This is a genomic window from Cucumibacter marinus DSM 18995, assembly GCF_000429865.1.
In the GTDB taxonomy this organism is placed as follows: Bacteria; Pseudomonadota; Alphaproteobacteria; order Rhizobiales; family Devosiaceae; genus Cucumibacter; species Cucumibacter marinus.
Genome location: NZ_KE386978.1, coordinates 159054 through 184642 on the forward strand (window position 1 = coordinate 159054; position 25589 = coordinate 184642).

At 63.4% G+C, this 25589-nt stretch carries 21 protein-coding genes and 2 riboswitches; of the genes, 7 read left to right on the forward strand and 14 right to left on the reverse strand.

All coding sequences use genetic code 11. The features are described 5' to 3' along the window. Nucleotides 1-247: 247 nt before the first annotated feature. The 7 genes from cobO to mnmD all read right to left on the reverse strand — a co-directional run bounded on the left by cobO (nt 248) and on the right by mnmD (nt 8114). On the reverse strand, nt 248-877 hold the full coding sequence (gene cobO / locus G489_RS0114105) for a cob(I)yrinic acid a,c-diamide adenosyltransferase (protein ID WP_035872818.1): 630 nt from the start codon (nt 875-877) through the stop codon (nt 248-250). Beyond that, the gene (gene cobN, locus G489_RS0114110; RefSeq protein WP_029042073.1) at nt 874-4596 is read right to left on the reverse strand and encodes a cobaltochelatase subunit CobN; all 3723 of its coding nucleotides are present in this window, start codon (nt 4594-4596) and stop codon (nt 874-876) included. The genes cobO and cobN overlap by 4 nt, the downstream gene beginning before the upstream one ends. Continuing rightward, nucleotides 4596-4937 (reverse strand): hypothetical protein, encoded by a 342-nt coding sequence (locus G489_RS0114115; RefSeq protein WP_029042074.1) that lies wholly within the window; start codon nt 4935-4937, stop codon nt 4596-4598. Before G489_RS0114115 ends, cobN begins: the two co-directional genes overlap by 1 nt. Nucleotides 4938-4962: 25 nt before the next feature. Continuing rightward, the gene (gene cobW / locus G489_RS0114120; RefSeq protein ID WP_029042075.1) at nt 4963-6021 is read right to left on the reverse strand and encodes a cobalamin biosynthesis protein CobW; all 1059 of its coding nucleotides are present in this window, start codon (nt 6019-6021) and stop codon (nt 4963-4965) included. Further along, nucleotides 6018-6740, reverse strand: a complete 723-nt coding sequence (locus G489_RS0114125; RefSeq protein ID WP_029042076.1) for a CbtA family protein — start codon at nt 6738-6740, stop codon at nt 6018-6020. Before G489_RS0114125 ends, cobW begins: the two co-directional genes overlap by 4 nt. Nucleotides 6741-6764: 24 nt before the next feature. Beyond that, the gene (locus G489_RS20715) at nt 6765-6953 is read right to left on the reverse strand and encodes a CbtB domain-containing protein (RefSeq protein ID WP_035872819.1); all 189 of its coding nucleotides are present in this window, start codon (nt 6951-6953) and stop codon (nt 6765-6767) included. Between the two features lie 42 nt (nt 6954-6995). After that, nucleotides 6996-7211, reverse strand: a riboswitch (cobalamin riboswitch). Nucleotides 7212-7376: 165 nt separating this feature from the next. After that, a complete protein-coding gene (mnmD, locus tag G489_RS0114135; RefSeq protein WP_245578925.1) occupies nt 7377-8114 on the reverse strand; it encodes a tRNA (5-methylaminomethyl-2-thiouridine)(34)-methyltransferase MnmD in 738 nt (245 codons plus the stop codon). On the opposite strand from mnmD, the gene G489_RS0114140 reads away from it, so the two are divergent. The 4 genes from G489_RS0114140 to G489_RS0114155 are packed head-to-tail and all read left to right on the forward strand — an operon-like array spanning nt 8113 to nt 11893. Continuing rightward, nucleotides 8113-9270: an NAD(P)/FAD-dependent oxidoreductase gene (locus G489_RS0114140; protein WP_081691593.1), complete on the forward strand. Its 1158-nt coding sequence runs from the start codon at nt 8113-8115 to the stop codon at nt 9268-9270. The two genes, mnmD and G489_RS0114140, sit on opposite strands and share 2 nt — an antisense overlap. A gap of 53 nt (nt 9271-9323) precedes the next feature. Continuing rightward, nucleotides 9324-10517: a hypothetical protein gene (locus tag G489_RS0114145; protein ID WP_029042079.1), complete on the forward strand. Its 1194-nt coding sequence runs from the start codon at nt 9324-9326 to the stop codon at nt 10515-10517. A gap of 11 nt (nt 10518-10528) precedes the next feature. Then, the gene (locus G489_RS0114150; RefSeq protein ID WP_029042080.1) at nt 10529-11476 is read left to right on the forward strand and encodes a hypothetical protein; all 948 of its coding nucleotides are present in this window, start codon (nt 10529-10531) and stop codon (nt 11474-11476) included. Nucleotides 11477-11479: 3 nt separating this feature from the next. Beyond that, nucleotides 11480-11893: a hypothetical protein gene (locus tag G489_RS0114155; RefSeq protein WP_029042081.1), complete on the forward strand. Its 414-nt coding sequence runs from the start codon at nt 11480-11482 to the stop codon at nt 11891-11893. 469 nt (nt 11894-12362) lie between these two features. Here the strand turns inward: G489_RS0114155 and gcvP are convergent, their stop codons facing one another. From gcvP to G489_RS0114175, 4 genes are read right to left on the reverse strand one after another with little or no spacing between them, the layout of a single operon-like run. Continuing rightward, nucleotides 12363-15239 carry an aminomethyl-transferring glycine dehydrogenase gene (gcvP, locus tag G489_RS0114160; protein WP_029042082.1) on the reverse strand — a complete coding sequence of 959 codons (2877 nt, stop codon included), beginning with the start codon at nt 15237-15239 and terminating at the stop codon, nt 12363-12365. A gap of 21 nt (nt 15240-15260) precedes the next feature. After that, on the reverse strand, nt 15261-15626 hold the full coding sequence (gene gcvH, locus G489_RS0114165) for a glycine cleavage system protein GcvH (protein WP_029042083.1): 366 nt from the start codon (nt 15624-15626) through the stop codon (nt 15261-15263). A gap of 38 nt (nt 15627-15664) precedes the next feature. Then, nucleotides 15665-16801, reverse strand: a complete 1137-nt coding sequence (gene gcvT, locus G489_RS0114170; RefSeq protein ID WP_029042084.1) for a glycine cleavage system aminomethyltransferase GcvT — start codon at nt 16799-16801, stop codon at nt 15665-15667. A gap of 11 nt (nt 16802-16812) precedes the next feature. Next, entirely contained in the window at nt 16813-18306 is a 1494-nt protein-coding gene (locus G489_RS0114175) for an L-serine ammonia-lyase (protein WP_281173318.1), read from the reverse strand. A gap of 118 nt (nt 18307-18424) precedes the next feature. Then, a riboswitch (glycine riboswitch) is annotated at nt 18425-18513 on the reverse strand. 149 nt (nt 18514-18662) lie between these two features. Here G489_RS0114175 and G489_RS0114185 point away from each other — a divergent pair. The 3 genes from G489_RS0114185 to G489_RS0114195 all read left to right on the forward strand — a co-directional run bounded on the left by G489_RS0114185 (nt 18663) and on the right by G489_RS0114195 (nt 21758). After that, nucleotides 18663-19862 (forward strand): glycine C-acetyltransferase, encoded by a 1200-nt coding sequence (locus G489_RS0114185; protein ID WP_029042086.1) that lies wholly within the window; start codon nt 18663-18665, stop codon nt 19860-19862. A gap of 13 nt (nt 19863-19875) precedes the next feature. Next, nucleotides 19876-20904: an L-threonine 3-dehydrogenase gene (tdh, locus tag G489_RS0114190; protein WP_029042087.1), complete on the forward strand. Its 1029-nt coding sequence runs from the start codon at nt 19876-19878 to the stop codon at nt 20902-20904. Between the two features lie 77 nt (nt 20905-20981). Next, a complete protein-coding gene (locus G489_RS0114195) occupies nt 20982-21758 on the forward strand; it encodes an SDR family oxidoreductase (RefSeq protein ID WP_029042088.1) in 777 nt (258 codons plus the stop codon). Nucleotides 21759-21920: 162 nt separating this feature from the next. Here the strand turns inward: G489_RS0114195 and acs are convergent, their stop codons facing one another. The 3 genes from acs to G489_RS0114210 all read right to left on the reverse strand — a co-directional run bounded on the left by acs (nt 21921) and on the right by G489_RS0114210 (nt 25583). Beyond that, nucleotides 21921-23858 carry an acetate--CoA ligase gene (acs, locus tag G489_RS0114200; RefSeq protein ID WP_029042089.1) on the reverse strand — a complete coding sequence of 646 codons (1938 nt, stop codon included), beginning with the start codon at nt 23856-23858 and terminating at the stop codon, nt 21921-21923. Nucleotides 23859-24048: 190 nt separating this feature from the next. Further along, nucleotides 24049-24813, reverse strand: a complete 765-nt coding sequence (locus G489_RS0114205) for an ABC transporter ATP-binding protein (protein ID WP_029042090.1) — start codon at nt 24811-24813, stop codon at nt 24049-24051. Next, complete coding sequence (locus G489_RS0114210) at nt 24813-25583, reverse strand: ABC transporter ATP-binding protein (RefSeq protein ID WP_029042091.1); 771 nt, start codon at nt 25581-25583, stop codon at nt 24813-24815. Before G489_RS0114210 ends, G489_RS0114205 begins: the two co-directional genes overlap by 1 nt. Between the last annotated feature and the right edge of the window lie 6 nt (nt 25584-25589).

The window sequence follows — 25589 nt, forward strand, 5'->3', positions numbered from 1 at the left end:
AGATGAGGGGAGGGCGTGGGGTGGGGCTTAACGCCAGCTCCAATCACCTCGTCACCCTTGGGCTTGACCCGAGGGTCCATGAGGCGCAGCAACGCGTGCCGTGGTTGTGAATAGTTGCGACGGATTCCCGCTCATCACCTCATCATAGATTCTCAGGTCAAGCCCGAGAATGACGAAGGAGGAACCAGGTGGTTTCGTCCCGCTCTTCCTTCATCCTGAGCCTGTCGAAGGATCGGCCGGAGCCTCCCTAGAACTCGATCCCCTTTTGCGCTTTCACGCCGGAGCGGAAGGGGTGCTTGATCTGGGTCATCTCGGTGACGAGGTCGGCAAAGTCGATCAATTCGTCCTTGGCGTTCCGCCCGGTGATGATGACGTGCTTCATCTCGGGCTTGGCCTTCAAGACCTCTATGACCTCCTCGATCGGCAGATAGTCGTAGCGCAAGACGATATTGAGCTCGTCGCACAGCACCACGTCGTGCTCATCATCCATGATCATCTGCTTGGCCTTTTCCCAGGCGGCGCGGGCGGCGGCGATGTCGCGCTGGCGGTCCTGGGTTTCCCAGGTGAAGCCCTCGCCCATGGTCTCCAGCGTCACCTGATCGGGAAAGGCGTCGAGGACCCGGCGTTCGCCGGTCTCCCACTTGCCTTTGACGAACTGGACGATGCCAACCTTCATGCCATTGCCGATGGCGCGGAAGATGACCCCGAAACCGGCAGTCGACTTGCCCTTGCCCTTGCCGGTATGGACCATGACGAGGCCCTTCTCGATGGTCTTGGTGGCGATGATCTTGTCGCGCGCCGCCTTTTTCTTTTTCATCTTCTCGGCGTGGCGGGCGTTGAGCTCGTCCTCGCTCATCGTATCGGTTTTCTTGCTCATTGGGCCTCTCCCTCGAGAAAAGCATAGGCGGAGTTGCGTTTGGGGGTCCAGAAGCCGCGGGTGCGGGCCTCGTTGAACTTGTCGATCAATTCGTCATAGCCGAAGCGGTTGTTGGCCTTAATGAAGTCGCGGGTTTCATCGTCCATCACAAAGGCCTCGAAAGCGAGGTCGAAATGATGGGTCTTGACCGCGCCGGTGGTCGCGGCAAAGGCGAACATGTAGTCGACCGTCGCAATGATCTCGAAGGCTCCCTTATAGCCATGGCGTTTGACGCCATGGATCCATTTGGGATTGACCACGCGGGAGCGCATCACAAAACCGATCTCTTCTTCCAGCGTGCGGGTGACCGGGCGTTCGGGCCGGGAATGGTCGTTGTGGTAAGCGCGTGGGCGGGTGCCGTTCAGCGCCTCAGCCGTCGCCACCAGCCCGCCTTCGAACTGGTAGTAATCGTCGCTGTCGAGCAGGTCGTGCTCGCGGTTGTCCTGATTGTGGACGATGGCCTCGGCAGCCTTCAGCCTTGAGGCCAGCCGCGCCCGTTCAGGGACGCCCTTGGCTTTGGCGCCATAGGCATATTGCCCCCAGTTCATGAAAGCTTCGGCGATGTCGGAGATATCGGTCCAATTGCCGGTGTCGATCAGGCCCTGCAGGCCCGCGCCGTAGGACCCGGGCTTGGACCCGAACACGCGGTAGCCGGCGCGCTCGGCGGCTTCGGCCTCTTCGGCCCCCTCGCCCATCATCTCGAGCGCGTCGGCGCGCATGCGATGGGCGATAGGGTTGAAATCCTCGGGTTCGTCAAGCGCGCCAATGGCGCGGATGGCGCGATCGAACAGATCGATCTGGGCAGGAAAGGCGTCGCGGAAAAATCCCGAGACACGAAGGGTGACATCAACACGCGGCCGGTCGAGTTTGGGGAGCGGGATGATCTCATAGCCCGAAACCCGGAAACTGCCTGGATCCCAGACGGGCTTGGCACCGATCAGCGCCAGCGCCTGGGCGATATCGTCGCCGCCGGTGCGCATATTGGCCGTGCCCCAGACCGAAAGGACCATTGAGGAAAGCCAGGTGCCGGTCTCCTGAAAATGGCGTTTGACGAGGTTTTCGGCGGACTTCTTGCCCAGCTCCCAGGCGGTAGCCGTCGGCACGGCGCGATTGTCGACGGAATAGAAATTGCGGCCTGTCGGCAGCACACCGAGCCGCCCCCGGGTCGGAGCACCGGAGGACCCCGGCGCGATGAAGCGGCCCGACAGCCCCTCGATCAGTGCGTGACGCTCGCTCGGGCCACAGGCCTCGAGTTTGGGCCGGATCGCTGTTTCGATCTCGGCGAGCACCGGGCGGGTCGCCGACCAATCGACCTCAGCAATCGCCTCGCCGTCCACCAGTGCGGCAGCCAGCGCTTCGAGCGCCTCGACCATGTCGCCGGTCGAGCGCAGCACAGCCGGGCCGTGGGCGCTCAGATTCTCCGGTATTGGTCCAGTCCAGGCCTCACCATGCCTGGCATCGAGCGGGTCGAAACCCAGCGCCAAATCGTCGGCCAGTGCGCGGATCAGCGAGGCGTCTTGCAGCCGGTCGCCGCGCGGTATGCGGGCCATGGCGATGGTCAGATCGCGGGCAAAACGACCCTCAGGCGACTGCCCGAAAATGTGCAACCCGTCGCGGATCTGAGCTTCCTTGAGGTCACATAAAAACGTGTCGATCTGCCCCAGCGCCTCATCGTCGTCGCGGCCTTCGATCCCTGCATCCTTGTCCAGCCCCGTGTCGCGGCTCAGATCGAAAATGCGTTTCCTCAGATCTTTAAGCCGCCGTTGGTCCATGCCCGAGGCAGCGAAATATTCGTCGGCCAGCGCCTCGAGGTTTTTGAGCGGGCCATAGGTCTCGGCGCGGGTCAGTGGCGGCACCAGATGATCGAGGATCACCGCGCCGGTGCGGCGCTTGGCCTGGGTCCCCTCACCCGGATCGTTGACGATGAAGGGATAGAAATGCGGCAGCGTGCCCCAAAGGGCCAGCGGGTAGTCGGCGCTATCGAGCGCCGTCGCCTTGCCCGGCAGCCATTCGAGCGTGCCGTGTTTGCCATTGTGCAGTAGCGCATTGGCGCCGAACTCATGCCTCAGCCACAAATAGGCCGCCAGATAGGCATGGGGCGGCACGAGGTCCGGATCGTGATAGGCCGCCTCGAGATCGCGATCATAGCCGCGCGCGGGCTGAAGCATGACGCAGGCCTTGCCGAACATCAGCGCCGGGAGGTGGAAGTCGTCCTCGCGGCAGAAAGGGTCGTCGGCGGGATCGCCCCAGCGGGTGGCGACCGCCTTGGTGATGGCATCAGGCAGCGTCGCCAACAATTCGCGATAACGCTCCAGCGGCAGCACCGCCGGGCTGGCGCCCCGCGCCGGTTCGGTGTTGGTCGGGCCCGCCTGCAGTGCGTCTATGAGCGCATTGCCGTTTTCCGGCAGGCCTTCGAGCGCATGGCCGGCGGCCTGCATGAGCTTGAGAATTTCCACGGTCGATTGCGGTGCGTCATAGCCGACGCCATTGGCGAGGCGTCCATCCCGGATCGGATAGTTGGCGAGCACAATGGCCGTGCGTTTTTCAGCGGCCGGCGTTTGGTGCAAGCGCACCCAGTTCGCCGCCAGCTCGGCAGCGGCCTTGATGCCCGGCTCATGCGGCGCATAGGCGGATAGCGGGCATTGGGTCGCCGTGTGCCACTGCGCTTCGGATTTGTGACCGATCAGCAGCCCGCCGATCCGCCCGTCGAGTTCGGGCAAAACAATCTGCATGGCGAGGTCGCGGGGCGAAAGACCCTGCGGGTCGGCCTGCCACAACGCTTCGGGGCGACCGGCCTGCACGAGCTGAATGACCGGTGCATCTGTGCCGGCAAAGGGATTGTCGTCGTCCCCGAGCCCATCGAGCCCCAGCGCGAAACCGGTCAGGTTGAGGATCACCTCGGGTGGAAAACGGTCGAAAACCTGTTTGACGAAGTCGACGCCCGAACGCTGCTTGAGCGAAGAGACAAACACCGGCACCGGCCCCAACCCCTTGGTTTCGAGCGCAGCGACCAGTCCGGTTACCGGGTCGGTGCCTGCCCCTTCGAGCACGGCGCGGTAAAAGAGGATCGGGACGACAGGGCGATCGGCGGCGTTCGCCAGATTGACCGCAAACGCATCGATATCCATGGCGCCCTTGCCGGGCCAATAGAGCCCCTGCGGCGCGAACGGTTCGGGTCTGGACGCGGGTGTGTCGTCGCCCTGCGCCAACGCCTGCATCAGGCGGAGCGCGGCATCGACATTGTCACCGCCGCCGGCCACCAGCAGGGCATGCAGGGAGTCCCAGGCCTCGCCCGCCACGGTGGAGGCTTCACGCAGAGCCGGATCGGGATTGGCATCGCCAGGCAGCAATGCGAGTTGCACACCTTTGCGGCGCGCCAGCGCGACAAGCTGGTCGGTGCCGTAGGTCCAGTAGGCCCGCCCGCCCAGGAGCCGCGCGACAATGAGCTTCGCGTGCTGCGCCGTTTGTTCGATCCAGAGATCGACCGACATGTTGTGGGAAAGCCGCATGGTCGAGGCGAGGCGGACATTGTCTGCCCCCGCCCTGTCGACCGCTGCGGCGAGCATGGCCAATTCGCTATCCGCCGCCGACAGAAAGGCAATATCGCCCGGGGTCTGGCCGAGGTTGATGGCCTCGCCGTCCTGCTGGATCTGACCGGCCTGCGCCGCCAACAGATGCATCAGTCGGGGCTCATTTCCGCGGCATACTGAGCTTCGCGCATCCGCACCTTGAAGGGCACGAAGTTCTCGACATCGTCGACCATGTCCGAAAAGGCATGGCGTACCGGTGCCTGATAAAGCCTTGTGCAAGCAACCGCCTTGGCGTGGCGCACCAGCACCCAGTCGACATGGCCGAAGCGGCGCGGGAGATGGCCGATATTGTGCAGCGCTGCCGCGGCAACCCAGGGGTTGCGATCATGCAGCGCCGCGCGCGCGGTTGACACCACCTCATCATAATCGGGCGAATAAAGCCCGATGCCGATCAGCCATTGGGTCTTGCGTTCGGATTGCGACAAGGCCATTTGCGCGTCTCCCGCGTTTCAATGCTCAGGCGGCGAGTTCGCCGAGCCTGAGCGCCTCGGAAATTGCCGCCCGGTCGAGCGGGCTTTGCCCTATCACGACCAGCGACGTTTCCCTGGTTTCATCTGCCGCCCAGGGGCGGTCGAAATAGGCTTCGATGCGCGGGCCAACGGCCTGCACCGCCAGCCTTGCCCCGGCCCCTTCAAGAGCGATAAAGCCCTTCAGCCTGAGGATATCGAAACGCTTGATAACATCGGTCAGCCTTGCGACCGCAGCCTCGCGGTCCGCCTCGGCAGGCAGGCGCAGGGTGAAACTGTCGAAATCGTCATGGTCGTGGTCGTGATGGCCATGCTCGCGCTCGTGATGCGAGGCACGGGTTTCCATATCGGCTTCCGACCCGGCCTCGACGCCGAGCAGCGCCGCCATGTCGATGACACCTTTCGATGTCCGCACCAGTGTCACCCCGTCGCGCAGATGGGTCTTGAGGTCAGCCTCGACGGCATTGAGCCGGTCTTCATCAACAAGGTCGGTCTTGTTAAGCAGCACCATATCAGCACAAATGAGCTGATCCTCGAACAGTTCCCCCAGCGGGGTGTCGTGGTCGAGCATTTCGTCAGCCTGGCGCTGGGCGTCGACCGCCGCTTCGTCACCTGCAAACCGGCCGTCGGCCAGCGCTGCCGCATCGGCGACGGTGATGACGCCATCGACGGTGACCTCGGCGCTGATTTCAGGCCAGTTGAAGGCCCGCACCAGCGGCTGCGGCAGGGCGAGGCCCGAGGTTTCGATGACGATGTGATCGGGCCGGTCTTCACGCTCGAGAAGCGCGGTGATGGTGGGGATGAAATCCTCGGCCACGGTGCAGCAGATGCAGCCATTAGCCAGCTCCACCATGTCGGCTTCCGCACAGGCTTCGTCACCGCATCCCTTCAAGATGTCGGCATCGACCCCGACATCGCCGAACTCGTTGATGATCAGCGCGATGCGCTTGCCCGCGGCGTGGTTGATGACGTGGCGAATAAGCGTTGTCTTGCCCGCGCCGAGAAAGCCGGTGATGACGGTGGCGGGGATTTTCCGGGACGCTGTCATGCTGCGCCTCCTTTCGAGAAACGATCGAGAAGCCAGCCCTGAAGCGGGCCGAGAATGAACCAGAATATGGCGCCCGTGCCCAAAGCCGCTGCCGCATAGGCGGAGGCGAGATGGGCGGGCACATCGGAGTGATCGCCGGCGGGCGGTTGCGGCGCACCGATCACATGCGGCGCGGCAATAAGCGCAACACATGCGATGATCGCCCACAGGCTCCTGAACTTGGCGAGAATGGCGATGCCGAGGCCGGTTGCGATCACCGTCGACCACCACCAGGCTTGGCGCGCCACCAGATCGGCGGCGGGCATGCCCGGCAGTTCCGGCGCCAGCCCATAGGCAGGGGCAAACTGGAAGGCAGCAAAACCCGCGAGGCCCCACAATATGCCGTTGGCGAGTGTCAGCGGAATCTCGGCAAGCACCGATACCGCGCCGATGACCAATGCAAAGCCGATCGCGATCAACACATTGGATAGGACGGTATAAAAGATGCGCTCGAAACCGTCCGCAGGCGCCCAGGCGTTCTCATCATGGGTGTGCGCCGGGGTGCCTTCCTCATGGGCGTGATCGGCCACTGCCGCCTCCTTGCCATGCGAATGGCCTTCGCCCTCATAGGTCTCGGCTTCGAGAATAAGCGGGATCACGCGCCATTGCTGGATGGCGGACATCACCAGCCCTGCGGCAAGGCCCGCCAGGACCGCCGCGAAAAACAGATTGCGAAACATTTTTGTGTCCTTGTCGCGTGTCCCTTAGTGACAGGGGAAACCGGAAGCGTGGCGCGCGTCGTGTGCACCATTGTGCACGGCCATGTTGGCGGCAAAGCCAACGCCGCCGATCAGGGTCAGCCCCATGAACAGCGCCAATGCGCCAGCCAGCAGCCGGTTGGACAAGGAAAGAGATTGGGTTTTGGTCGTCAGGGTATTGGACGTATTGGTCATGTGCGGTCACCCTCCGTGTGCACGTTTGCGGGCCGGCACAATTGCCGCCCTCATCGTGTGGCAGGTCTCCTGGCTTACGGGTTGTCGCCTTGCCCGACCTTCCCGACCCTGATGGGCCAGTGGTCAATCATGGGCGCGGCTCGCCGCTCACAGTTGCGGGGGCAGCCACGGTCTCGGTCCCTGATGGGTACGCCTCACCGTGTTCCCTTTTCATCTCCCGCCCTCTCGGGCCGGAAAAACCACAGTTCAGTGATGCCACGCGGCGCGGGCGGGGTCAATGAGAGGAAGGGTGGCACGACCTGCCGACACCTCCGTCATTGCCCGACTTGTTCGGGCAATCCAGTCTGGACCACCCGGACAAGTCGGGTGGTGACGCAGAAATCAAGTCCGAGGCTGTGCGACAGACCCTTTGCAGCTACCTACCTAGTCCCGCCACCCGACGCACATGTCACGTTTGCCGGCGTGGCCGGGGCGTTTCTCGACCGTGAAGCCTGCGGCCATCAGGTTCCGGCGCACCCAGCCGGCTGCGGTATAGGTGGCGAAACTGCCGCCGGGTACCGTGTGGTCGAACACGGCCCGCATCAGGGTTCCACTCCACAAGTCGGGGTTCTTCTTCGGTGCAAAGCCATCGAGGAACCAGGCGTCGGCCCGCCCGTCCCATCGCGAAAGCCGGTCTTCGGCCTCCCCGACCAGGAGGCACAGCGTGGTCGAATCATCGAGATCGATCTGTTGCCCTGCCATGAGCGCGGGCCAGTGCCGTATCATCGCCTCGCGTTCAACAGCGAGTTCGGGCCAGGCGCCGAGCGCCGATGCAGCCGCCTCGGCAGCGAGCGGATACGCCTCGATGCTCACAAGGCTGAGCGCCTGGCCGGGCTGACGCACCGTCTTCCAGAGCCGCCAGGTCTCGGTCATGTTGAGACCGGTACCGAAGCCCAGTTCGCCGATCACGAACCGCTCCCTGTCCCGCCAGCGGGCGGGCAGGTCATTGCCGGCGAGGAACACATGGGCGCATTCGGCGCGTCCGTCATGGCGGGAATAATAGTGATCGTCAAAACGCGTGGAGAAGGGCGGTTCGTCGCCCCGCCAGCGCAGTGCGCTTGACGGTCCGCCCCGGCGTCTGTCATCGCTCTGTGCGTCACCGGCCATCAGTTTTCCGATCATGTCCTTGCCGACCGCCCAAAAAGCATATTCGCCAGACCTTGTCGTCATCGGCGCCGGAATCATGGGGCTGTGGTGTGCCTATGAAGCTCTCAAAACCGGTCTGACCGTCACGGTGATCGACAGGGACAGTCCCGGCGCCGGGGCCAGCGGCGGCGTGCTCGGCGCCCTGATGCCGCATATGCCCTCGCGCTGGAACGCCAAGAAGCAGTTCCAGCTCGAGGCACTGATGGCCCTTGAAGAAGCCGCTCATGCGCTCGAGGAGGAAACCGGTCTGTCCACGGGGTACCGCCGATGCGGTCGGATCGTCCCGCTCACTGCCTCTCATTTGCGCGAGCATGCGGAAATCCGCGCCGAAGGGGCGCTGGATTTCTGGCCGGAGCGCTTTTCGTTCGCCGTCATGGACACCTCCCCCTATACGGGCTGGCCCGGCGCAGGGCGGGCACCCCACGGGGTCAGCCTCGACACCTTTTCGGCCCGGGTCATGCCGCGCGCCTTGCTGGAAACCCTTGTCGCGGCCATCGAAAAGCGCGGCGGAACCATCATCAGCGGGGAAACGGTGACAGCGATTGGCGGAGACGGCTTGGTCACAACATCGAGCGGGCAAAGTCACTCGGCCGGCGCGGTCGTGATCGCTGCAGGTGTCGAAAGCTTCGACCTGATGGAACAGACCCCTCGTGCCGTGCCGGGATCGGCGATCAAGGGTCAGGCGGCCCTGTTCGCTGCCAATGCACCTGCAGACCTGCCAATTCTTTATGATGATCGCTTCTATCTCGTTGCGCATGACAATGGCGATGTGGCGGTGGGTGCGACAAGCGAAACCGCCTATGGCGATCCTTTCACCACAGACGACCAGCTCGAGGCGCTGATTGGGAAGGCACGCGCGGCCACCCCGCTGCTGGCCGATGCGCCGGTGATTGAGCGTTGGGCGGGGCTTCGCCCGCGATCTGTGATGCGCGAACCGCTTGTTGGTCCGTTGGGCGGACGGTTGTATGCGCTCACCTCAGGGTTCAAGATCAGTTTTGGTATTGCGCAGCTCGCAGCGCATGCGCTGGTCGCAAGCCTTGGCAATCCGGGCAAAATTCTTGCGGTGCCGGAAGGTTTTTTGCCGGACCGTCATTTGAGCTTGATCAAGGACAGACAAGACAAAGTATCTTGATATGTAATGGGCGGGCAGACCATGAGGGGGCTGGCCCGGCCAGGGAGAACGTCATGAAACTCATTTCGACAAGATTTGCGCTCGGACCGCTTTTGGCGGTTCTGGCCGGACTTGCAGTGCTCGGGCTGAGCGGCGCCGCCATCGCGCAGAACGCCGAGAGCCTCGAATTCGGCGAGGACTTCTACACCTCGGGCCAGAACGCCAATAGCGGGCGGCTGGTGCCCGGCGACGTGTTCGCTGCCGGCTTCGATGTCACCATAAACGGCCCCGTGCAGGGCGATGCCCATGCGGCGGGTTTCAATGTCAATCTCAACTCGACCGTTCTGGGTGATGCCTATTTCACCGGTTTCTCGGTCAGTGTGAACGAGCGGATCGGGGACGACCTGACCGCAGCGGGCAATACCGTCACCATTCGTGGCGACGGCATTGCAGGCAATCTGCGCGCCGGCGGCAGCACCGTGATCGTTGGCGCACCGGTCGGCGGATCGGCGCTGCTGGCGGGTGAAACCGTTGAACTCGACAGCACTATCACCGGTGATGTTCGGATCGCAGCCAACTCCATCCGCTTCGGGGATGGCGCCAAGGTTGACGGCACGCTCCTCATCGAAACGCCCAATGAAATCGAGGTGCCGGAGAGTGTCGCAAGCGCCGACCGGGTCACGGTCAGCAAGCTGGATGTCCGGACCACGGCAGGCGATGCGCAGTCGATCATACAGGATGCGACGCGCGGATTCTGGCCGGAATTCACGGGCTGGCTGTTCGGGTTCCTGTTCCTGTTCGTGGTCGGCGCGCTCGTTATCCTGCTGTTCCCGGTCAATACCCATCGCGCCTATCTGATATCGGAAGCCAAGCCCTTCAAATCCATGCTGTTCGGGCTTCTGGCGCTCGGCATGCTGGTGGGTCTGGTGCCGGTGCTCGCAGCATCGATCATCGGCCTTATCCTGGTTCCCGTGATGGTCGTGATTGCCGTCCTCGCCTGGCTCGTGGCCTATGTGCTCGGCGCCTATATGGTGGTCCGCCGGATCGTGTTGCTGATCCGCGAAGTGGAGATCAACCGCGGCACGCGCATTCTGTTCCTGGCGATTGGCCTGGCGCTGTTGCCGCTGTTGCACTTCATCCCCTTTGTGGGCTGGATCCTCAACATGGCCGTGGTGCTGCTCGGCCTCGGCGCGCTGACGCTCAATACACTTGGGCGCTGGATCGACAGTGAATTCCATGCTCTTCTGGCTGAGAAGGTCCCAGCCTGAGGCATGAGGGAATGCATGCGATAAAGGTACTGGCTGCCGCCCTTTGGGCGGCAGTTGTTTTTTGTCACGGTGCGCTGGCGCTCGATTGCCCGCCTGCCGAAGGGCGCAGCACCGTGCAATTTGCCGGTGAAGTGGCTGGCAAGAACGCGTTCAATCGCGGCTTCGGGCCGGGTTGGACCTTTGTGCTCGAAGTGGCCGAGAAAGGCTGGAACATCCGGGTCATGGACCGGGACTGGGCGGATTTGAGCGCCCTGAGCCCGCCGCGCATTTCCCCGCATATGCGTGAAATCTATGGCTGGCATTTTCGCAATGCCGCCAATTCAGGTCCCAATACTGGCGAGATCAACGCCCCGCAAAGCCAGCGCTTCTTGTCCTTTGCGACAGATGCCGGGATGACCGATCCCGCCGGCCCGATGCCGGGACGGCTGATGCTGGAACTGCAGGATTTCGGGCTAGCCGACCTCGAACCCGGCGAACAGGCGCGCATGGTCTATGCGCAATTCGCCGTGTGTATCTCGTGGCCCGAGGCTGCGAATATCATGCCGGTGCCACCGGCGGTTGAGGGCCAATTCAGGGCCTGCGGGCTCACGGCACTCTACCGGCTTGAGGGCTGGGCCCAGCCGGTCAACCTCGATCTCGATATTGACGGGGATGGACGCCCCGACGCCGCAGCCCTGGCCGTACGCGATACAGACGGGAAGCACGGCGTTGCAATCTGCCGGCGCGACCAACTGAGCCTGATCGGGTTCGATGCCGAGATCGGCGAACTGCATCCGGGCTATTTCGAATCGATGACCGATTGGTGGGTTGTGCCGCGTGGGCCGGTCGGGACCGGCGCAACCGGGGAAGCACCGCCCGAACTGGTTGGCGATGCGATCCTTCTGGCCAAGGCGGAATCTTCTTCGGTTCTGCTCTATTGGACGCAGAACGGTTTTCGCAGCTATTGGCAGGGGGACTGAGTAATGATGCGAATGATCGTATTCGGGCTGGCGATCTTGTGGGTGATCCTGGTGGTCATCTCGGTCGTCGCCTTTCAGGTCACGGCACCGACCGATTTCGGGCTCACCCGCGGGCTTAACCGGGTCACGGTGTTTTTCGGCTGGCAGATCGGGGCACTGGTCACGGCACTGATCGCCGCAATTGCCTGGTTGAGCGCCAAACCGCCCAAGGGCGGGCTGATGCGAGTTGCCGGTTTCGGCCCCATCGTTCTCAGTGGTGCGCTGGTGCTGGTGGTTGTGGGGCTGGTGCTCTATTTGCGGCTCGACAGGCCATTGCCTGCCGACACGGCGCCGAGCGATCCCAAGCCGGTTACCGCGCCTGCCCAACCGGTGCCAAATGCGGTTGATCCGACAAGCGACGCACCCGAAGCGGACTAGGCATGACAAGCTCCGGGTGCGGTCGCATGCCAAGGGGACGGTGAATAGGCATGATCCGCCCCCGCAGCCTGATTGAGGAAGCTTCCTATTCAAAAGCTTCCTGATCCTGTGGCGTCCCCGCTATCGGCGTATGCCCCTCGGGACGTCCATTCTTGCCGGACGTCAGACGCCCGGTCTTTCTCCCGATGGGAGCGGGAGAAGCTCTCTTTTTTCGCTTCGCCTTGTCCAAAAAGTCTGCAACTTTTTGGGGCTCAGCCCTGTGTTCTGACCCTTCGAGCGGCCTTTCGAGCGTAGCTCTCAAGGCGTTCGTTCGTTCCGAAAGGTCCACCGGACCTTTCGGTCGTGCCTGCCCGAACACTCCTCACTCTCAGGGTGTTCGGTGTTCACTGCGACCCTTCGAGCACAGCTCTCAGGGTGTTCGTCGCTCGATTTGATTCACCGGATCAAATCCTGCCTGCGGCAACGCTCCTCACTCCGCTGCCTCCTGATAGTCCTCAAGCGGCGGGCAGGAACAGACAAGGTTCCTGTCACCATAAACATTGTCGACACGGCCGACCGGGGCAAAATATTTGGACCCCGCTTCCATGCCGCCCGGCAGGCATCCGAGAGAGCGCTTGTATGGCCGGGTCCAATCGTCCTCAGCCATGTCCTCGACCGTATGGGGGGCGTTGCGCAGCGGGCTTTCCTCGATCGAATAGCTGCCCTTCTCCACCTCTTCGATCTCCGCACGAATGGCAATCATGGCGTCGATGAAGCGGTCGAGCTCGCGCTTGGATTCGCTTTCGGTCGGCTCGATCATCAGCGTGCCCGGTACCGGGAAGCTCATGGTCGGGGCGTGGAAGCCGAAATCGATCAGCCGCTTGGCAATGTCGTCGACGGTCACGCCGGCGCTCGCCTTGAGGGCGCGCGGATCGATGATGCATTCATGGGCCACGCGGCGCTTTTCGTTGCGATAGAGAACCGGGAAATGGTTCTCCAGCCGCTCGGCGATGTAGTTGGCATTGAGGATGGCAATTTCGGTGGCGCGTTTGAGGCCGTCGCCGCCCATCATCTTCGCATAGGCATAGGAAATCGGCAGGATCGACGCCGAACCGAAAGGCGCCGCGGAAACGGCCCCGACCGGGCTGTCGCCGCCATCGAGCGCCGGATGCCCGGGCAGGAAGGGGATGAGATGTTCGCGCACCCCGATCGGGCCCATGCCCGGCCCGCCGCCACCATGGGGAATGCAGAAGGTCTTGTGCAAGTTAAGGTGCGAGACATCGGCGCCATATTTGCCCGGCCGGGCGATGCCGACCTGGGCGTTGAGATTGGCGCCGTCGAGATAGACCTGTCCGCCATGGTCGTGAACGATGGCACAGATCTTGACGATCTCTTCCTCGAACACCCCATGGGTCGAGGGATAGGTGATCATGATCGCGGCGAGGTCGTCCTTGTGGGCCTCGGCCTTCTTTTCGAGATCGGCGACATCGACATTTCCCGCCTCATCGCAGGCGACGATTACCACGTCCATGCCCGCCATCTGGGCGGAGGCGGGGTTGGTGCCATGGGCCGAAGACGGGATAAGGCAGACCTTGCGGTGCCCTTCCCCGTTGGCGCGGTGAAAGGCACGGATCGCCAGCAGGCCGGCATATTCGCCCTGGGCGCCCGAATTGGGCTGCAGCGAAATCGCGTCATAGCCGGTGATCGCGCATAGCGCGTCGGACAGCGCCTCGAACATCTCACTGTAGCCCAGCGCCTGATCGGCGGGGGCGAAGGGATGCAGCTCGGCGAATTCCGGCCAGGTGATCGGCAGCATCTCGGTGGTGGCGTTGAGCTTCATGGTGCAGGAGCCCAAGGGGATCATGGCGCGGTCGAGTGCCAGATCCTTGTCCGAAAGCTTGCGCATATAGCGCAGCATATCGGTTTCCGAGCGGTGCATATGGAAGACCGGATGCGTGAGGTAATCGCTGCGCCGCTTGAGGTCGGCGGGCAGGCCCTCGCCAGCGTCACCGGCGAGTTCGGCCACCTTGGCATCGCTGCCGAAGGCGGCGAGCACGGCCTCTATGGTCGCATCGGTCGTGGTCTCGTCGAGCGCGATGCCGATGCGCCCGTCGCCGAAATCCCTGAGATTGATCCGCGACTTGCGCGCCGCTGTGAGAATGTCGTTAGCCCGGTCGCCGGCACCCACGGTCAGGGTGTCGAAGAAAGTTTCGTTGAGCGGTGCGAAGCCGGCCTGTTTCAGCCCGGCGGCGAGGATGGCGGTCCTGGAATGCACTTCGCGGGCGATGCGGCGGATGCCGTCCGGCCCGTGATAAACGCAATACATCGAAGCGATCACCGCCAGCAGCACCTGGGCGGTGCAGATGTTCGAGGTCGCCTTTTCGCGCCGGATATGCTGTTCGCGGGTCTGCAGCGCCAACCGGTATGCGGGCTTGCCGCGGGCATCGACGGACACCCCGATCAGACGGCCCGGCAGCACGCGCTTGAAGGCATCGGTCGTGGCCATATAGGCGGCGTGCGGGCCGCCATAGCCCATGGCAACGCCAAAGCGCTGGGTCGAGCCGATGACGATATCGGCGCCCATTTCACCCGGCGAGGTCAAAAGCGTCAGGGCCAGCGGGTCGGCGGCCACAGCTGCCACGGCACCGGCGCCTTTCAGACCCTTGATGATGCCGGTCAGATCGCGCACAGCGCCCGAAGTGCCCGGATAGCTGAGCAGCGCGCCGAAAACCTCTTCGGGGTTCAGTTCGGTTTCCGGATCGCCCACGACCACGTCCCAGCCGAGCGGTTCGGCGCGGGTGCGGATCACGGCAATGGTCTGGGGGTGGGTATCGGCATCGACAAAGAAAGTGTCGGGTTTGTTCTTCGACACCCGTCGCGCCATCGCCATGGCTTCTGCGGCGGCCGTCGCTTCGTCGAGCAGCGAGGCATTGGCGATCTCGAGCCCGGCCAGATCCGCCATGGCGGTCTGGAAGTTGATCAGGGCCTCGAGCCGGCCCTGGCTGATCTCCGGCTGATACGGGGTGTAGGCGGTGTACCAGGCCGGGTTTTCGAGGATATTCCGGCTGATCACCGGCGGCAGCACCGTGCCGTGATAACCCTGTCCGATCAGCGAGGTGAACCGCTCGTTCTTGCCCGCAATCGCCTTCATATGGGCGATCACGCCGGTCTCGGAGAGAGCGGGGCCGATCTCGAGCGCGTTCTTCTGGCGGATGGATTTGGGCAAGGTCTCATCGATGAGCGCATCAAGGGTATGCGCCCCGACCTCCTTGAGCATGTCGGCGACTTCATTGGGCGAAGGGCCGATATGCCGGGAGACGAAGGCAGCGCTGGGACTATTGGACGGCGCGGTGTTGGACGCGGTCATTAACGAGAACTCCGAAAGTGATTAGTCGAGAAGCGCCTTGTAAGCGGCTTCATCCAGAAGGGCATCGGTCTCACCGGTATCGGCGAGCTTGATCTTGAAGAACCAGGCACCGGATTCGGGCTCGTTATTGACGAGCTCGGGGGCGTCGCCGAGACCCGAATTGACCTCGGTGATTTCGCCGGTCAGCGGCGCATAGACATCGGAAGCGACCTTGACGCTTTCGACGACGGCGATGGCATCGCCTTTTTTCACTTCAGTGCCCGCTTCGGGCAGTTCGACAAACACCACATCGCCCATCTGTTCCTGGGCGTAGTCGGTGATGCCGACCGTCGCGACGCCGTCGGCGATGTCGATCCATTCATGGTCTTCGGTGAATTTCCTGGTCATGGGCGAATTCCGTTAGTTTCAGTTATTGGTTGCGCTGTTCAGCGTTTGAAATTGGCAGGCACGAAAGGCATGGGGGTCACGGTGACCGGCACCCGGCGGCCGCGGACTTCAGCGTAAAGCACCGTGGCCTTGGCTGCGAGCGGGGTGATCACATATCCCATGGCAACAGGCGCGCCGTAATTGGGCCCGGGGCTGCCCGAGGTGACATGACCGACAGCCTTGGTGGCCTCTTCACTATCGAAGAGCACGACACCAGCCCGGATCGGCGCCTTGCCTTCGGGCACAAGGCCGACGCGCTTCTTGAGTGCACCGGTCGCGATTTCGCGCTGGATGATCCCGGCGCCGGGGAAACCGCCTTCCTCGCGGCGGCGCTTCTGGATCGACCAGATCAGCCCGGCCTCGATGGGGGTCGTTGTCGTGGTGATGTCATTGCCATAAAGGCAGAGCCCGGCTTCAAGCCTGAGAGAATCCCGCGCGCCAAGCCCGACAGGCTCGACCCGGTCGCTGGCGGCGAACCGGTTCCACAGTGCTTCCGCCTTGTCGGCAGGTACCGAGATCTCGTAGCCGTCTTCACCGGTATAGCCGGAGCGCGAAACCGTCATCGGGGTACCGTCGATGGTCACCACCGCGACCTGCATGAAGGCCATGTCCGCGACTTCGGGAGCGAGCTCGGCGAGCACCGCTTCGGCGGCAGGCCCCTGCAGGGCGATCAGCGCCAGGTCTTCGCGCTTGGTGAGGGTGATGCTGTCCGGCAGATTGGCCTCGATGCGGGCATAATCGATGTCCTTGCGCGAAGCGTTGACGACGATATTGACCTGGCCGGGTTTGCCCTCGCCTTCGGGAAGCTTGGAGACCATCAGATCGTCGATGATGCCGCCGTCTTCGGTGAGCAACTGGGTGTAGCGCTGCTTACCAGCGCCGAGATTGACGATATCGGCCGGCACGAGGCTTTCGAGAAAGGCCGAGGTCGTTTCATCGTCCGGCCCGTGCAGCTCGGCCTGTCCCATATGCGAGACGTCGAACAGTCCGGCTTCTGCCCGGCAATGGAGATGCTCCTTGAGGACGCCGAGCGGATACTGGATCGGCATATCGTAGCCGGCAAAGCCGACGAACTTGGCGCCGGCAGCAGCATGAGCGGCGTAGAGCGGGGTCTTTTTGAGATCGGTATCGGTCATATAGTCTGGCCTCAGCACTCGGTGACGTTGAGGGCTAGGCCCCCTTTCGAGGTTTCCTTGTATTTTGCCCGCATATCGAGCCCGGTCTGGCGCATGGTCTCGACGACCTGGTCAAACCGGACCTTTTGTTCGCCCTTGCCGCGCATGGCGAGGGAGGCAGCGTTGATCGCCTTGATGGCGCCGAAGGCGTTGCGCTCGATGCAGGGGATCTGCACCAGCCCGCCGACCGGATCGCAGGTGAGCCCCAGATGGTGCTCCATGGCGATCTCGGCGGCGTTTTCGCACTTCTCGTTGCCGCCGCCCAAAGCAGCGACAAGCCCCGCGGCTGCCATCGCCGATGCGGTGCCGACTTCGCCCTGACAGCCGACTTCCGCTCCGGAGATGGAGGCGCGGAGCTTGACAATGGATCCGATAGCGGCGGCGGTCAGCAGCATGCGGCGCATGCCCTCTCTATCCGCGCCGGCACAGAAATCCCGGTAATAGCGCAACACGGCGGGGAACACCCCGGCGGCGCCGTTGGTCGGGGCGGTGACCATCCGCGCCCCGGCCGCATTCTCTTCATTGACCGCCATGGCGAAGGCGGACACGTGGTCCATGATATCGGTGGGCAGGCGCTCATTGCGGGCGGCGCCTGCCTCGAGCTCGGCGAACAGGGTCTTGGCGCGGCGCTGTACTTTCAGCCCGCCGGGCAGGATGCCCTCGGCATTGAGCCCGCGCTCGACGGTCTCGAGCATCACATCAATCAACAGATCGATGCCCGAAGCGACCTCCTGGGGGCTGCGCACAGCCTCCTCGTCGGCAGACATTATCTCGGCGATCGAGAGGTTTTCGCGCTTGCCGATTTCGATGAGTTCGGCGCCCGAAGAAAAGCCAAAAGGCAGTTCCACCGGATCACCCGTGGCCGTTTCGGCATAGCCCTGACCCTCGGGGGCGACAAAGCCACCACCCAGTGATAGCCAGGTCTCGGCAAGCACCGCATTGCCTTCACCGTCAAAGGCGGCGAAGCGCATGGTGTTGGGGTGCTTGAAGCTGCGGTCCTTCTTGTCGAGCACGATATCGCTGTCGAAATCGAAGGCGATGCGGTCGGCACCGGGCAAGCGCAGGGTGCCGGTCTGACGCGAGATCTCAAGGGCGCGGTCGGCCTCGTCGATTTCGACGGTTTCGGGCTCGAAGCCCATCAGCCCCAGCGCCAGCGCGCGGTCGGTGCCATGCCCCTTGCCGGTCCAGGCAAGCGAGCCCAGGGCACGCGCCTCGATGCGGAGCGGGGCGGAAGAAAGCGCGGCTGCCTTGTGGGCAAACCGCGCAGCGGCAACCATCGGTCCCATGGTGTGGGAGGAGGACGGACCGATGCCCACCTTGAACATGTCGAAAAGGGAGATCGGGCCGGCTGGGGCCTGCACGCGTTCGGACGCGCTGCGCTTGCTCGCCGCATCGCCGGACACAGGTTTTCCACCCGGCAATTGCGGGCCGGCAGAACTGGCATTGAGTGCAGTGCCTTGCGGCATTGGCGATCTCTCCCCGCGGATGGCGGCATGCCATCCGTTCCGATCGCCCCGTCTGTATTTTTGCCTGAGAGAATTACACCTTCGGCGGACGCTTCAAGAGCGCCTCTTTCCAGACGTTAGCTGTGTCACGGTCCTTTTGCCTGAGAGATTCCGGGGCGGTTGCTCCTTCGGCGCCTGCTATTGCAGGTCTCTCCCGCTGACACGGCGGGGAGATTGCTGTCAGAGTAGCCAATTGTCAAGCCGGGCAATTTTCGAGCCTGTGGGCATGATGTGGTCAAAGCCGGAATTTTTGGATACGGATTCGCCATCGGCCGCGCGCTCACAGGCGCCGCCGGACAGGGCAAGGGACAAAGCATATGCAGGATTTCGACCGTCACGTCGAAGCCATACTCTCCGACATTGAAAGCCAGGGGCTCTACAAGCGCGAGCGCCCGCTGACCGGGCCTCAAGGCGGGCGCATCAATGTCGAGACGGACAAGGGCACACGCGAATTCATCAATCTGTGTGCCAATAATTATCTCGGCCTCGCCAATCATCCCGAGATCGTTTCAGCGGCCCATTCGGCGCTCGACGAATGGGGGTTCGGCATGGCCTCGGTGCGCTTCATCTGCGGCACCCAGACCCTGCACCGGACGCTTGAAAAGCGCATCGCCGATTATCTCGGCAAGGACGATGCGATCCTGTTCGCGGCCTGCTTCGATGCCAATGGCGGGGTGTTCGAAACCCTCTTGGGCCCGGAAGATGCGATCATCTCGGACGCGCTCAACCATGCCTCGATCATCGACGGGGTGCGCCTTTGCAAGGCGAAACGCTATCGCTATCCCACAAGCGACATGGATGCGCTCGAGGACCAACTCAAACAGGCCGAAGCCGATGGCGCGCGGTTCAAGCTGATCGCCACCGATGGCGTGTTTTCGATGGATGGCTATGTCGCCAAGCTCACCGAGATTTCTGCCCTGGCCGACAAATATGGCGCCTTGATCCTGGTCGATGATTGCCATGCCACAGGGCATCTTGGCGACAAGGGCCGGGGCACACCGACGCTCACCGGTGCCGGCGACCGGATCGACATCATCACCGGCACTTTCGGCAAGACGCTGGGGGGCGGTATGGGCGGGTTCATCGCCGCGAACCAGAAGATCATCGACCTGTTGCGCCAGCGCGCCCGGCCCTACCTGTTCTCGAACGCGCTGACCCCCAATGTGACCGCCGGGTCGCTGGTCGCCATCGATATTGCCGAGAAGGCGGACGATCTGCGCGCCACGCTTGAGCGTCACACCACAAGGTTCCGCGCCGGGCTCAGCGAGGCCGGTTTCGATCTTTTGCCCGGCGACACCCCGATCATCCCGGTTATGCTCTATGATGCGCAAAAGGCCCAGGACATGGCCAAAGCACTCGATGAGCGCGGCATCTATGTCGCCGGGTTCTTCTATCCGGTGGTGCCGCAGGGCAAGGCGCGGATCCGGACCCAGATGTCCGCCGCGCTGACGGATGCGGATATCGATGAAGCCATTGCCGCCTTTGCCGATGCCGGCAAGGCGATCGGCGTGATCTGAGGAGACCCGAGACATGAAAGCACTTGCCAAGACCAAGGCCGAACCGGGCATCTGGATGATCGAGGCGCCGATGCCCGAACCCGGCCCCGAAGACGTGTTGATCAAGGTCCACAAGACCGGGATCTGCGGCACCGATGTGCATATCTACAAATGGGACGACTGGGCGGCGGCCACCGTGCCCGTGCCGATGATCACCGGGCACGAATTTGCCGGGGAGATTGTCGAAACCGGCTCGGATGTGCGCGGCTTCAAGCCCGGCGACCGGGTGACCGGCGAGGGCCATCTCGTGGGCATGAACTCACGCGCCAGCCGGGCCGGGAAATATCATCTCGATCCCGATACCAAGGGAGTCGGGGTCAATGTGCCCGGCGCCTTCGGCGAATATGTCGTCATCCCTGCCTTCAATGCGGTCAAACTGCCCGACGGCGTGTCGGACGATATGGGTGCGATCCTCGACCCGCTCGGCAATGCGGTGCATACCGCCCTCGCCTTCGATCTGGTGGGGGAAGACGTGCTGATCACCGGGGCGGGGCCGATCGGCATCATGTCGGCGGCGGTCGCGCGGCAGGCCGGGGCGCGGCATGTGGTGATCACCGATGTCAATGTCGACCGCCTGCATCTCGCCAGCGAAGTCGCCCCTGATGTCACCCCGGTCAATATCGAGCAGGATGATCTTGCCGCGGTCATGGCCCGGCTCGGCATGCGCGAAGGCTTCGATGTCGGGCTCGAGATGAGCGGGGCGCCGCAGGCCCTCAACCAGATGATCGACCACCTCGTCATGGGCGGCCGTGTTGCGCTGCTTGGCGTGCCGGCCCGGCCCTTCGTGTTCGACCTGTCGAAGATCGTCTTTCGCATGGTCACGCTCAAGGGCATCTATGGCCGCGAGATGTTCGAGACCTGGCACAAGATGCTGGCCATGCTCGAAAGCGGCCTCGACGTCGAAAAGGTCATCACCCACCGCTTGCCGGCCGACGATTACCAGAAGGGCTTCGAGATCGCGGCGGACGGCAAGTCCGGCAAGGTCGTGCTCGACTGGCAATAGCCGGCGCTTTTCCCCAAAATGCGGGCGGCGGCGGCATGCTGCCACCCCATCCGATCCCATTTTCGTGGAGGCACCCCATGTATCAGATGCTCGATCCTCACGAGCTTGTCGTTTTCATCACCGGGGCCACCTCGGGTTTTGGCGAGGCCACAGCGCGCCGCTTCGCCCAGGCGGGGGCGAAAGTGATCGCGACCGGGCGCCGCCGCGAGCGGCTGGAAGCGCTGCAGGCAGAGCTTGGAGCCGAAAACTGCCATATCGCCGAGCTCGACGTATCGGACAATGCTGCTATCGAGGCGGTGGTGAATGCGCTGCCTGCGGGCTTTGCCCATGTGAATGTTGTGGTTGCCAATGCCGGTCTGGCCCTCGGTCTGGCGCCAGCGCACGAGACCGATTTGAGCGACTGGCAGACCATGATCGACACCAATGTGACCGGGCTTGTTCAGACCGTGAGGGCATTGCTGCCGGGCATGATCGAGCGCGGCGAAGGCCACATCGTCACCATGGGATCGGTAGCCAGCGACTACCCCTATCCGGGCGGCAATGTCTATGCGGCGACCAAGGCCTTCGTGAAGCAGTTCGCGCTGGCGCTGAGGGCCGACATCAACGGCAAGAATGTGCGGGTGACCAATATCGAGCCGGGCATGACCGAGACGGAGTTTTCGGTGGTGCGTTTTGAGGGCGACCAGCAGGCGGCCGACAAGGTCTATGAAGGCATGACGCCGATGACCGCCGAGGACATTGCGGAATCGATCTTCTGGGTCACCACGCTGCCCCGGCATTTCAACGTCAACCGGCTGCAGATGATGCCGGTCGCCCAGGCCTTCAGCCCGTTCGCGGTGCATCGGGGCGAATAGCGTTTCGATCACGCCTTTTGCCGGCCCGGCCATATTCCCGGGGCCAACCAACGAAAAGCCCTCGCCCGGGCCTTTGAGGAAGCCGAGGCGAGGGCGGGGTCCGGCCGCCAATCGGGACGTTTCGCAGCGGCTCCCGGAGGGGGCAAGCGGCCGGGGGGTTGGTCAGTCGAGCTGTTTGCGCGCCTCGATCAGCCTGTCGACAACGCTCGGGTCAGCCAGGGTCGACACATCGCCAAGGGCGCCATATTCGCGCTCCGCGATCTTCCTCAAGATGCGCCGCATGATCTTGCCCGACCGGGTCTTGGGCAGGTCCGCGGTGAACTGCATGATATCCGGCGTGGCGATGGGGCCGATCTGGGATCTCACCCATTGGCGCAATTCACCGGTCAGGTCGGCCTCTCCGTCCGCGCCGGCCATCAGGGTGACATAGCAATATATGCCCTGACCCTTGATATCGTGCGGTACGCCGACGACAGCCGCCTCGGCGACCAGTTCATGGGCGACAAGCGCGCTCTCGATCTCCGCGGTGCCCATGCGATGGCCCGATACATTAAGCACATCATCGACCCGGCCCGTGATCCAATAGGCGCCGTCGGCATCGCGCTTGCAGCCATCGGAGGTGAAGTATTTGCCTTTGTAGGCCGAGAAATAGGTATCGACGAAACGCTGGTGGTCGCCGTAGATGGTGCGCGCCTGGCTCGGCCAGCTGTCGAGGATGACAAGGTTTCCCTCGGCCTCGCCTTCGAGCACCTCGCCCTCGGCATCGACGAGCTGCGGCTGAATGCCGAAAAAGGGCTGGGTCGCGGCGCCCGGCTTGAGATCGGTCACACCCGGCAGGGGCGTCAGCATCATGCCGCCGGTCTCGGTCTGCCAGTAATTGTCGATCACCCGGCAACGGCCATCGCCGACCACATTGTAATACCACAGCCAGGCTTCCGGGTTGATCGGCTCGCCGGCGGTGGCCAGGAGTTTCAATGAGGCGCGGGAGGTGCGTGTGACGTAGTCGTCGCCCGCCCCCATCAATGCCCGGATCGCGGTCGGGGCGGTGAAGAACTGGTTGACCTGGTATTTGTCGATGATCTGCCAGTAGCGCGAGGCATCAGGGTAATTGGGCACCCCTTCGAACATCAGGGTCGTCGCGCCGTTCGAAAGCGGCGCATAGAGCGTGAAACTGTGCCCGGTGATCCAGCCCAGATCCGCCCCGCACCAGTAGATGTCGCCCTCGTGATAGTCGAAGACCAGCTTGTGGGCGAGCGAGATATAAGTGAGATAGCCGCCCGAAGTGTGGACCATGCCCTTGGGTTTGCCGGTCGAGCCCGAGGTGTAGAGAATGAACAGCGGGTCCTCCGCCCCCATGGGTTCGGGCGGGCAATCGGCGGGCGCATTGTCCATCGCCTCGTGCCACCACACATCGCGCCCGTCCTCCCAGTCGATCTCGCCGCCGGTATGGCGGACCGTCACGATGGTATCGACAATGCCGGCGAGTTTCGCGGCGGCGTCCACATTGGCCTTGAGCGCGATCGGCTTGCCGCCGCGCCGGCCCTCATCGGCGGTGATGATGATGCGGGAGGCGCAGTCGGTAATGCGCCCGGCCAGCGCCTCGGGCGAAAAGCCGGCAAAGACCACCGAATGCACCGCGCCGATGCGGGCGCAGGCCAGCATGGCGATGGCGATTTCGGGGATCATGGGCAGATAGATGGTGACCCGGTCGCCGCGTTCGACGCCGAGCTGCCTCAGTGCATTGGCGCAACGCGAGACTTCCTCGTGCAATTGCGCATAAGTGAGGGTGCGGCCCTGGTCCTCGGGATCGTCGGGCTCCCAGATGATGGCGGGCTGGTCGGCGCGCTGATCGAGATGCCGGTCGATGCAGTTGGCCGCGACATTGAGAACCCCGTCCTCGAACCATTTGATCGCGACCGGGTCGAAACTGGTGTTCTTGACAATGGTCGGCGGTTCGATCCAGTCGATCCGCTCGGCCTGCTCGGCCCAGAACCCGTCCGGGTCCTCAATCGAGCGCCTATAGGCCGCCTCATATCCGGGCTTGTCCATATGGGCGTTGGCCGCCCATTCCGCAGGTACGGGAAAAATTGTTTGAGCCATGTCTCCCCCCAAACCAAGTCACGCCACGCCTTGCCGCAATGCCGCAAGCCGTGGCCTCCCAAGGGCACGCCCCCTGCGTGCCCGACACCCCGTTTGACTGTGGTGGCGACGGCAACCCGATCTCGCCGGGCCGGCCATCGATGGTGCCACCGATCCCTGCCTGCCGGCGGGCCTGCCCGCCGGTTGCGGATCAAACGGCCAGATATTCCTGGCGCAGATCCTTGTTCTCGAGCACTTCGGCGGCGGAGCCGGCAAAGGCAACCTCGCCGGTGTCGAGAATGACGGCATCGTCGGCGAGCCTGAGCGCGGCAATCGCGTTCTGTTCGACGATGATGGTGGTGATGCCGAGCGCCTTGATCTCCTGGAGGATCCGTTCGATCTCCTGGACGATCACGGGGGCCAGCCCCTCATAAGGCTCGTCGAGCAGCAACAGCTTGACGTCCCGTGCAAGCGCGCGGGCGATAGCCAGCATCTGCTGCTCGCCGCCGGACAGGGTTACCCCTTCCTGCTTGCGGCGTTCGGCGAGGCGCGGAAAGTGAGAATAGATCCGCTCAAGCTCCCAGCCATGTCCCGGTGCCACCTGGGCGAGGGCGATGTTTTCCTCCACCGTAAGCCCGGAAATGATGCGCCGATCCTCGGGCACCAGCTGCACGCCCGCCAGCGCCGCCTGGTGCGCGCGCATGGTATGGAGCGGCTGGCCATCGAGCCATATTTCGCCACGGCGCAGCTGGGGGTCGTCAGTTCGCGCAATGGTTCTCAAGGTTGAGGTCTTGCCCGCCCCGTTGCGCCCCAGGAGCGCCAGGATCCGGCCATGGTCGACTTTGAAGTCCACGCCCTGCACGATGTAGCTTTCGCCGTAATAGGCGTGCACATCCTCGATCCTGAAAAAGGCGTCGGTGGCGGGGGCTGCCTCGGCTTTGTTTTCGGTTTCAGCTTGCATGGTGACCGCGTTCATCAATGCGCCCCTCCCAGATACGCTTCCTGCACCTTGGGATTGGCCCTTACTTCCTCCGGTGAACCTTCGGCGATGATCCGGCCCTGCGCAAGCACCGAGATCTTGTCGGCCAGCGAAAACACGACATGCATGTCATGTTCGATGATGATCTTGGTCATCCCCCGCTCCTTGATGCGCTTCAACAGGTCGATCGTGGTATTGGTGTCGTGGCGCGACATGCCGGCGGTCGGCTCATCGAGCAGCAGAAGCCGCGGGTGCTGGATGAGACACATGGCCAGCTCCATGCGCCGCTTGTCCCCGCGGGACAACGAGCCGGCGTGCACGTCCTTCTGGGCGACCAGACCGACATCCTCGAGCACGCTTTCAGCCTCCGAGCGGATATCCGACTGGGTGTCGAGATGGCGCATGAAATTCAGGCTGAACGACCCGTCGCGCTTGGCGAAGGCCGGGACCATCACATTGTGCAACACGCTCAGTTCGGGAAAGATCTCGGGGGTCTGAAACACCCGCGCCACCCCGACCTGATTGATCTCGTGCGGCTTCTTGCCGGTGAGGGTGTGGCCATCGAAGATGACCGCACCGCTTGTGGGAGCCAGGCGGCCCACACACACATTGAGCAATGTCGACTTGCCGGCCCCGTTGGGGCCAATGATGGCATGGGTCTTGCCCTGTTCGACCTGGAGGTCGATATCGCTCAAGGCGTGCAGGCCGCCGAAGGTCTTGTGCACATCGGCAACGTGCAGAACGATGTCCTTGTCGTTGGTCGTCATCGGTGC

Coding starts and splice junctions, on each gene's coding strand:
- G489_RS0114185 (WP_029042086.1), top strand. CDS start 18,663: ATGCAGGATTTCGACCGTCACGTCGAAGCCATACTCTCCGACATTGAA.
- tdh (WP_029042087.1), top strand. CDS start 19,876: ATGAAAGCACTTGCCAAGACCAAGGCCGAACCGGGCATCTGGATGATC.
- G489_RS0114175 (WP_281173318.1), bottom strand. CDS start 18,306: ATGCCGCAAGGCACTGCACTCAATGCCAGTTCTGCCGGCCCGCAATTG.
- cobO (WP_035872818.1), bottom strand. CDS start 877: ATGAGCAAGAAAACCGATACGATGAGCGAGGACGAGCTCAACGCCCGC.
- G489_RS0114115 (WP_029042074.1), bottom strand. CDS start 4,937: ATGGCCTTGTCGCAATCCGAACGCAAGACCCAATGGCTGATCGGCATC.
- G489_RS0114140 (WP_081691593.1), top strand. CDS start 8,113: ATGTCCTTGCCGACCGCCCAAAAAGCATATTCGCCAGACCTTGTCGTC.
- gcvH (WP_029042083.1), bottom strand. CDS start 15,626: ATGACCAGGAAATTCACCGAAGACCATGAATGGATCGACATCGCCGAC.
- acs (WP_029042089.1), bottom strand. CDS start 23,858: ATGGCTCAAACAATTTTTCCCGTACCTGCGGAATGGGCGGCCAACGCC.
- G489_RS0114210 (WP_029042091.1), bottom strand. CDS start 25,583: ATGACGACCAACGACAAGGACATCGTTCTGCACGTTGCCGATGTGCAC.
- gcvP (WP_029042082.1), bottom strand. CDS start 15,239: ATGACCGCGTCCAACACCGCGCCGTCCAATAGTCCCAGCGCTGCCTTC.
- G489_RS0114125 (WP_029042076.1), bottom strand. CDS start 6,740: ATGTTTCGCAATCTGTTTTTCGCGGCGGTCCTGGCGGGCCTTGCCGCA.
- mnmD (WP_245578925.1), bottom strand. CDS start 8,114: ATGATCGGAAAACTGATGGCCGGTGACGCACAGAGCGATGACAGACGC.
- cobW (WP_029042075.1), bottom strand. CDS start 6,021: ATGACAGCGTCCCGGAAAATCCCCGCCACCGTCATCACCGGCTTTCTC.
- G489_RS0114145 (WP_029042079.1), top strand. CDS start 9,324: ATGAAACTCATTTCGACAAGATTTGCGCTCGGACCGCTTTTGGCGGTT.
- G489_RS20715 (WP_035872819.1), bottom strand. CDS start 6,953: ATGACCAATACGTCCAATACCCTGACGACCAAAACCCAATCTCTTTCC.
- G489_RS0114150 (WP_029042080.1), top strand. CDS start 10,529: ATGCATGCGATAAAGGTACTGGCTGCCGCCCTTTGGGCGGCAGTTGTT.
- gcvT (WP_029042084.1), bottom strand. CDS start 16,801: ATGACCGATACCGATCTCAAAAAGACCCCGCTCTACGCCGCTCATGCT.
- G489_RS0114205 (WP_029042090.1), bottom strand. CDS start 24,813: ATGAACGCGGTCACCATGCAAGCTGAAACCGAAAACAAAGCCGAGGCA.
- G489_RS0114195 (WP_029042088.1), top strand. CDS start 20,982: ATGTATCAGATGCTCGATCCTCACGAGCTTGTCGTTTTCATCACCGGG.
- cobN (WP_029042073.1), bottom strand. CDS start 4,596: ATGCATCTGTTGGCGGCGCAGGCCGGTCAGATCCAGCAGGACGGCGAG.
- G489_RS0114155 (WP_029042081.1), top strand. CDS start 11,480: ATGATGCGAATGATCGTATTCGGGCTGGCGATCTTGTGGGTGATCCTG.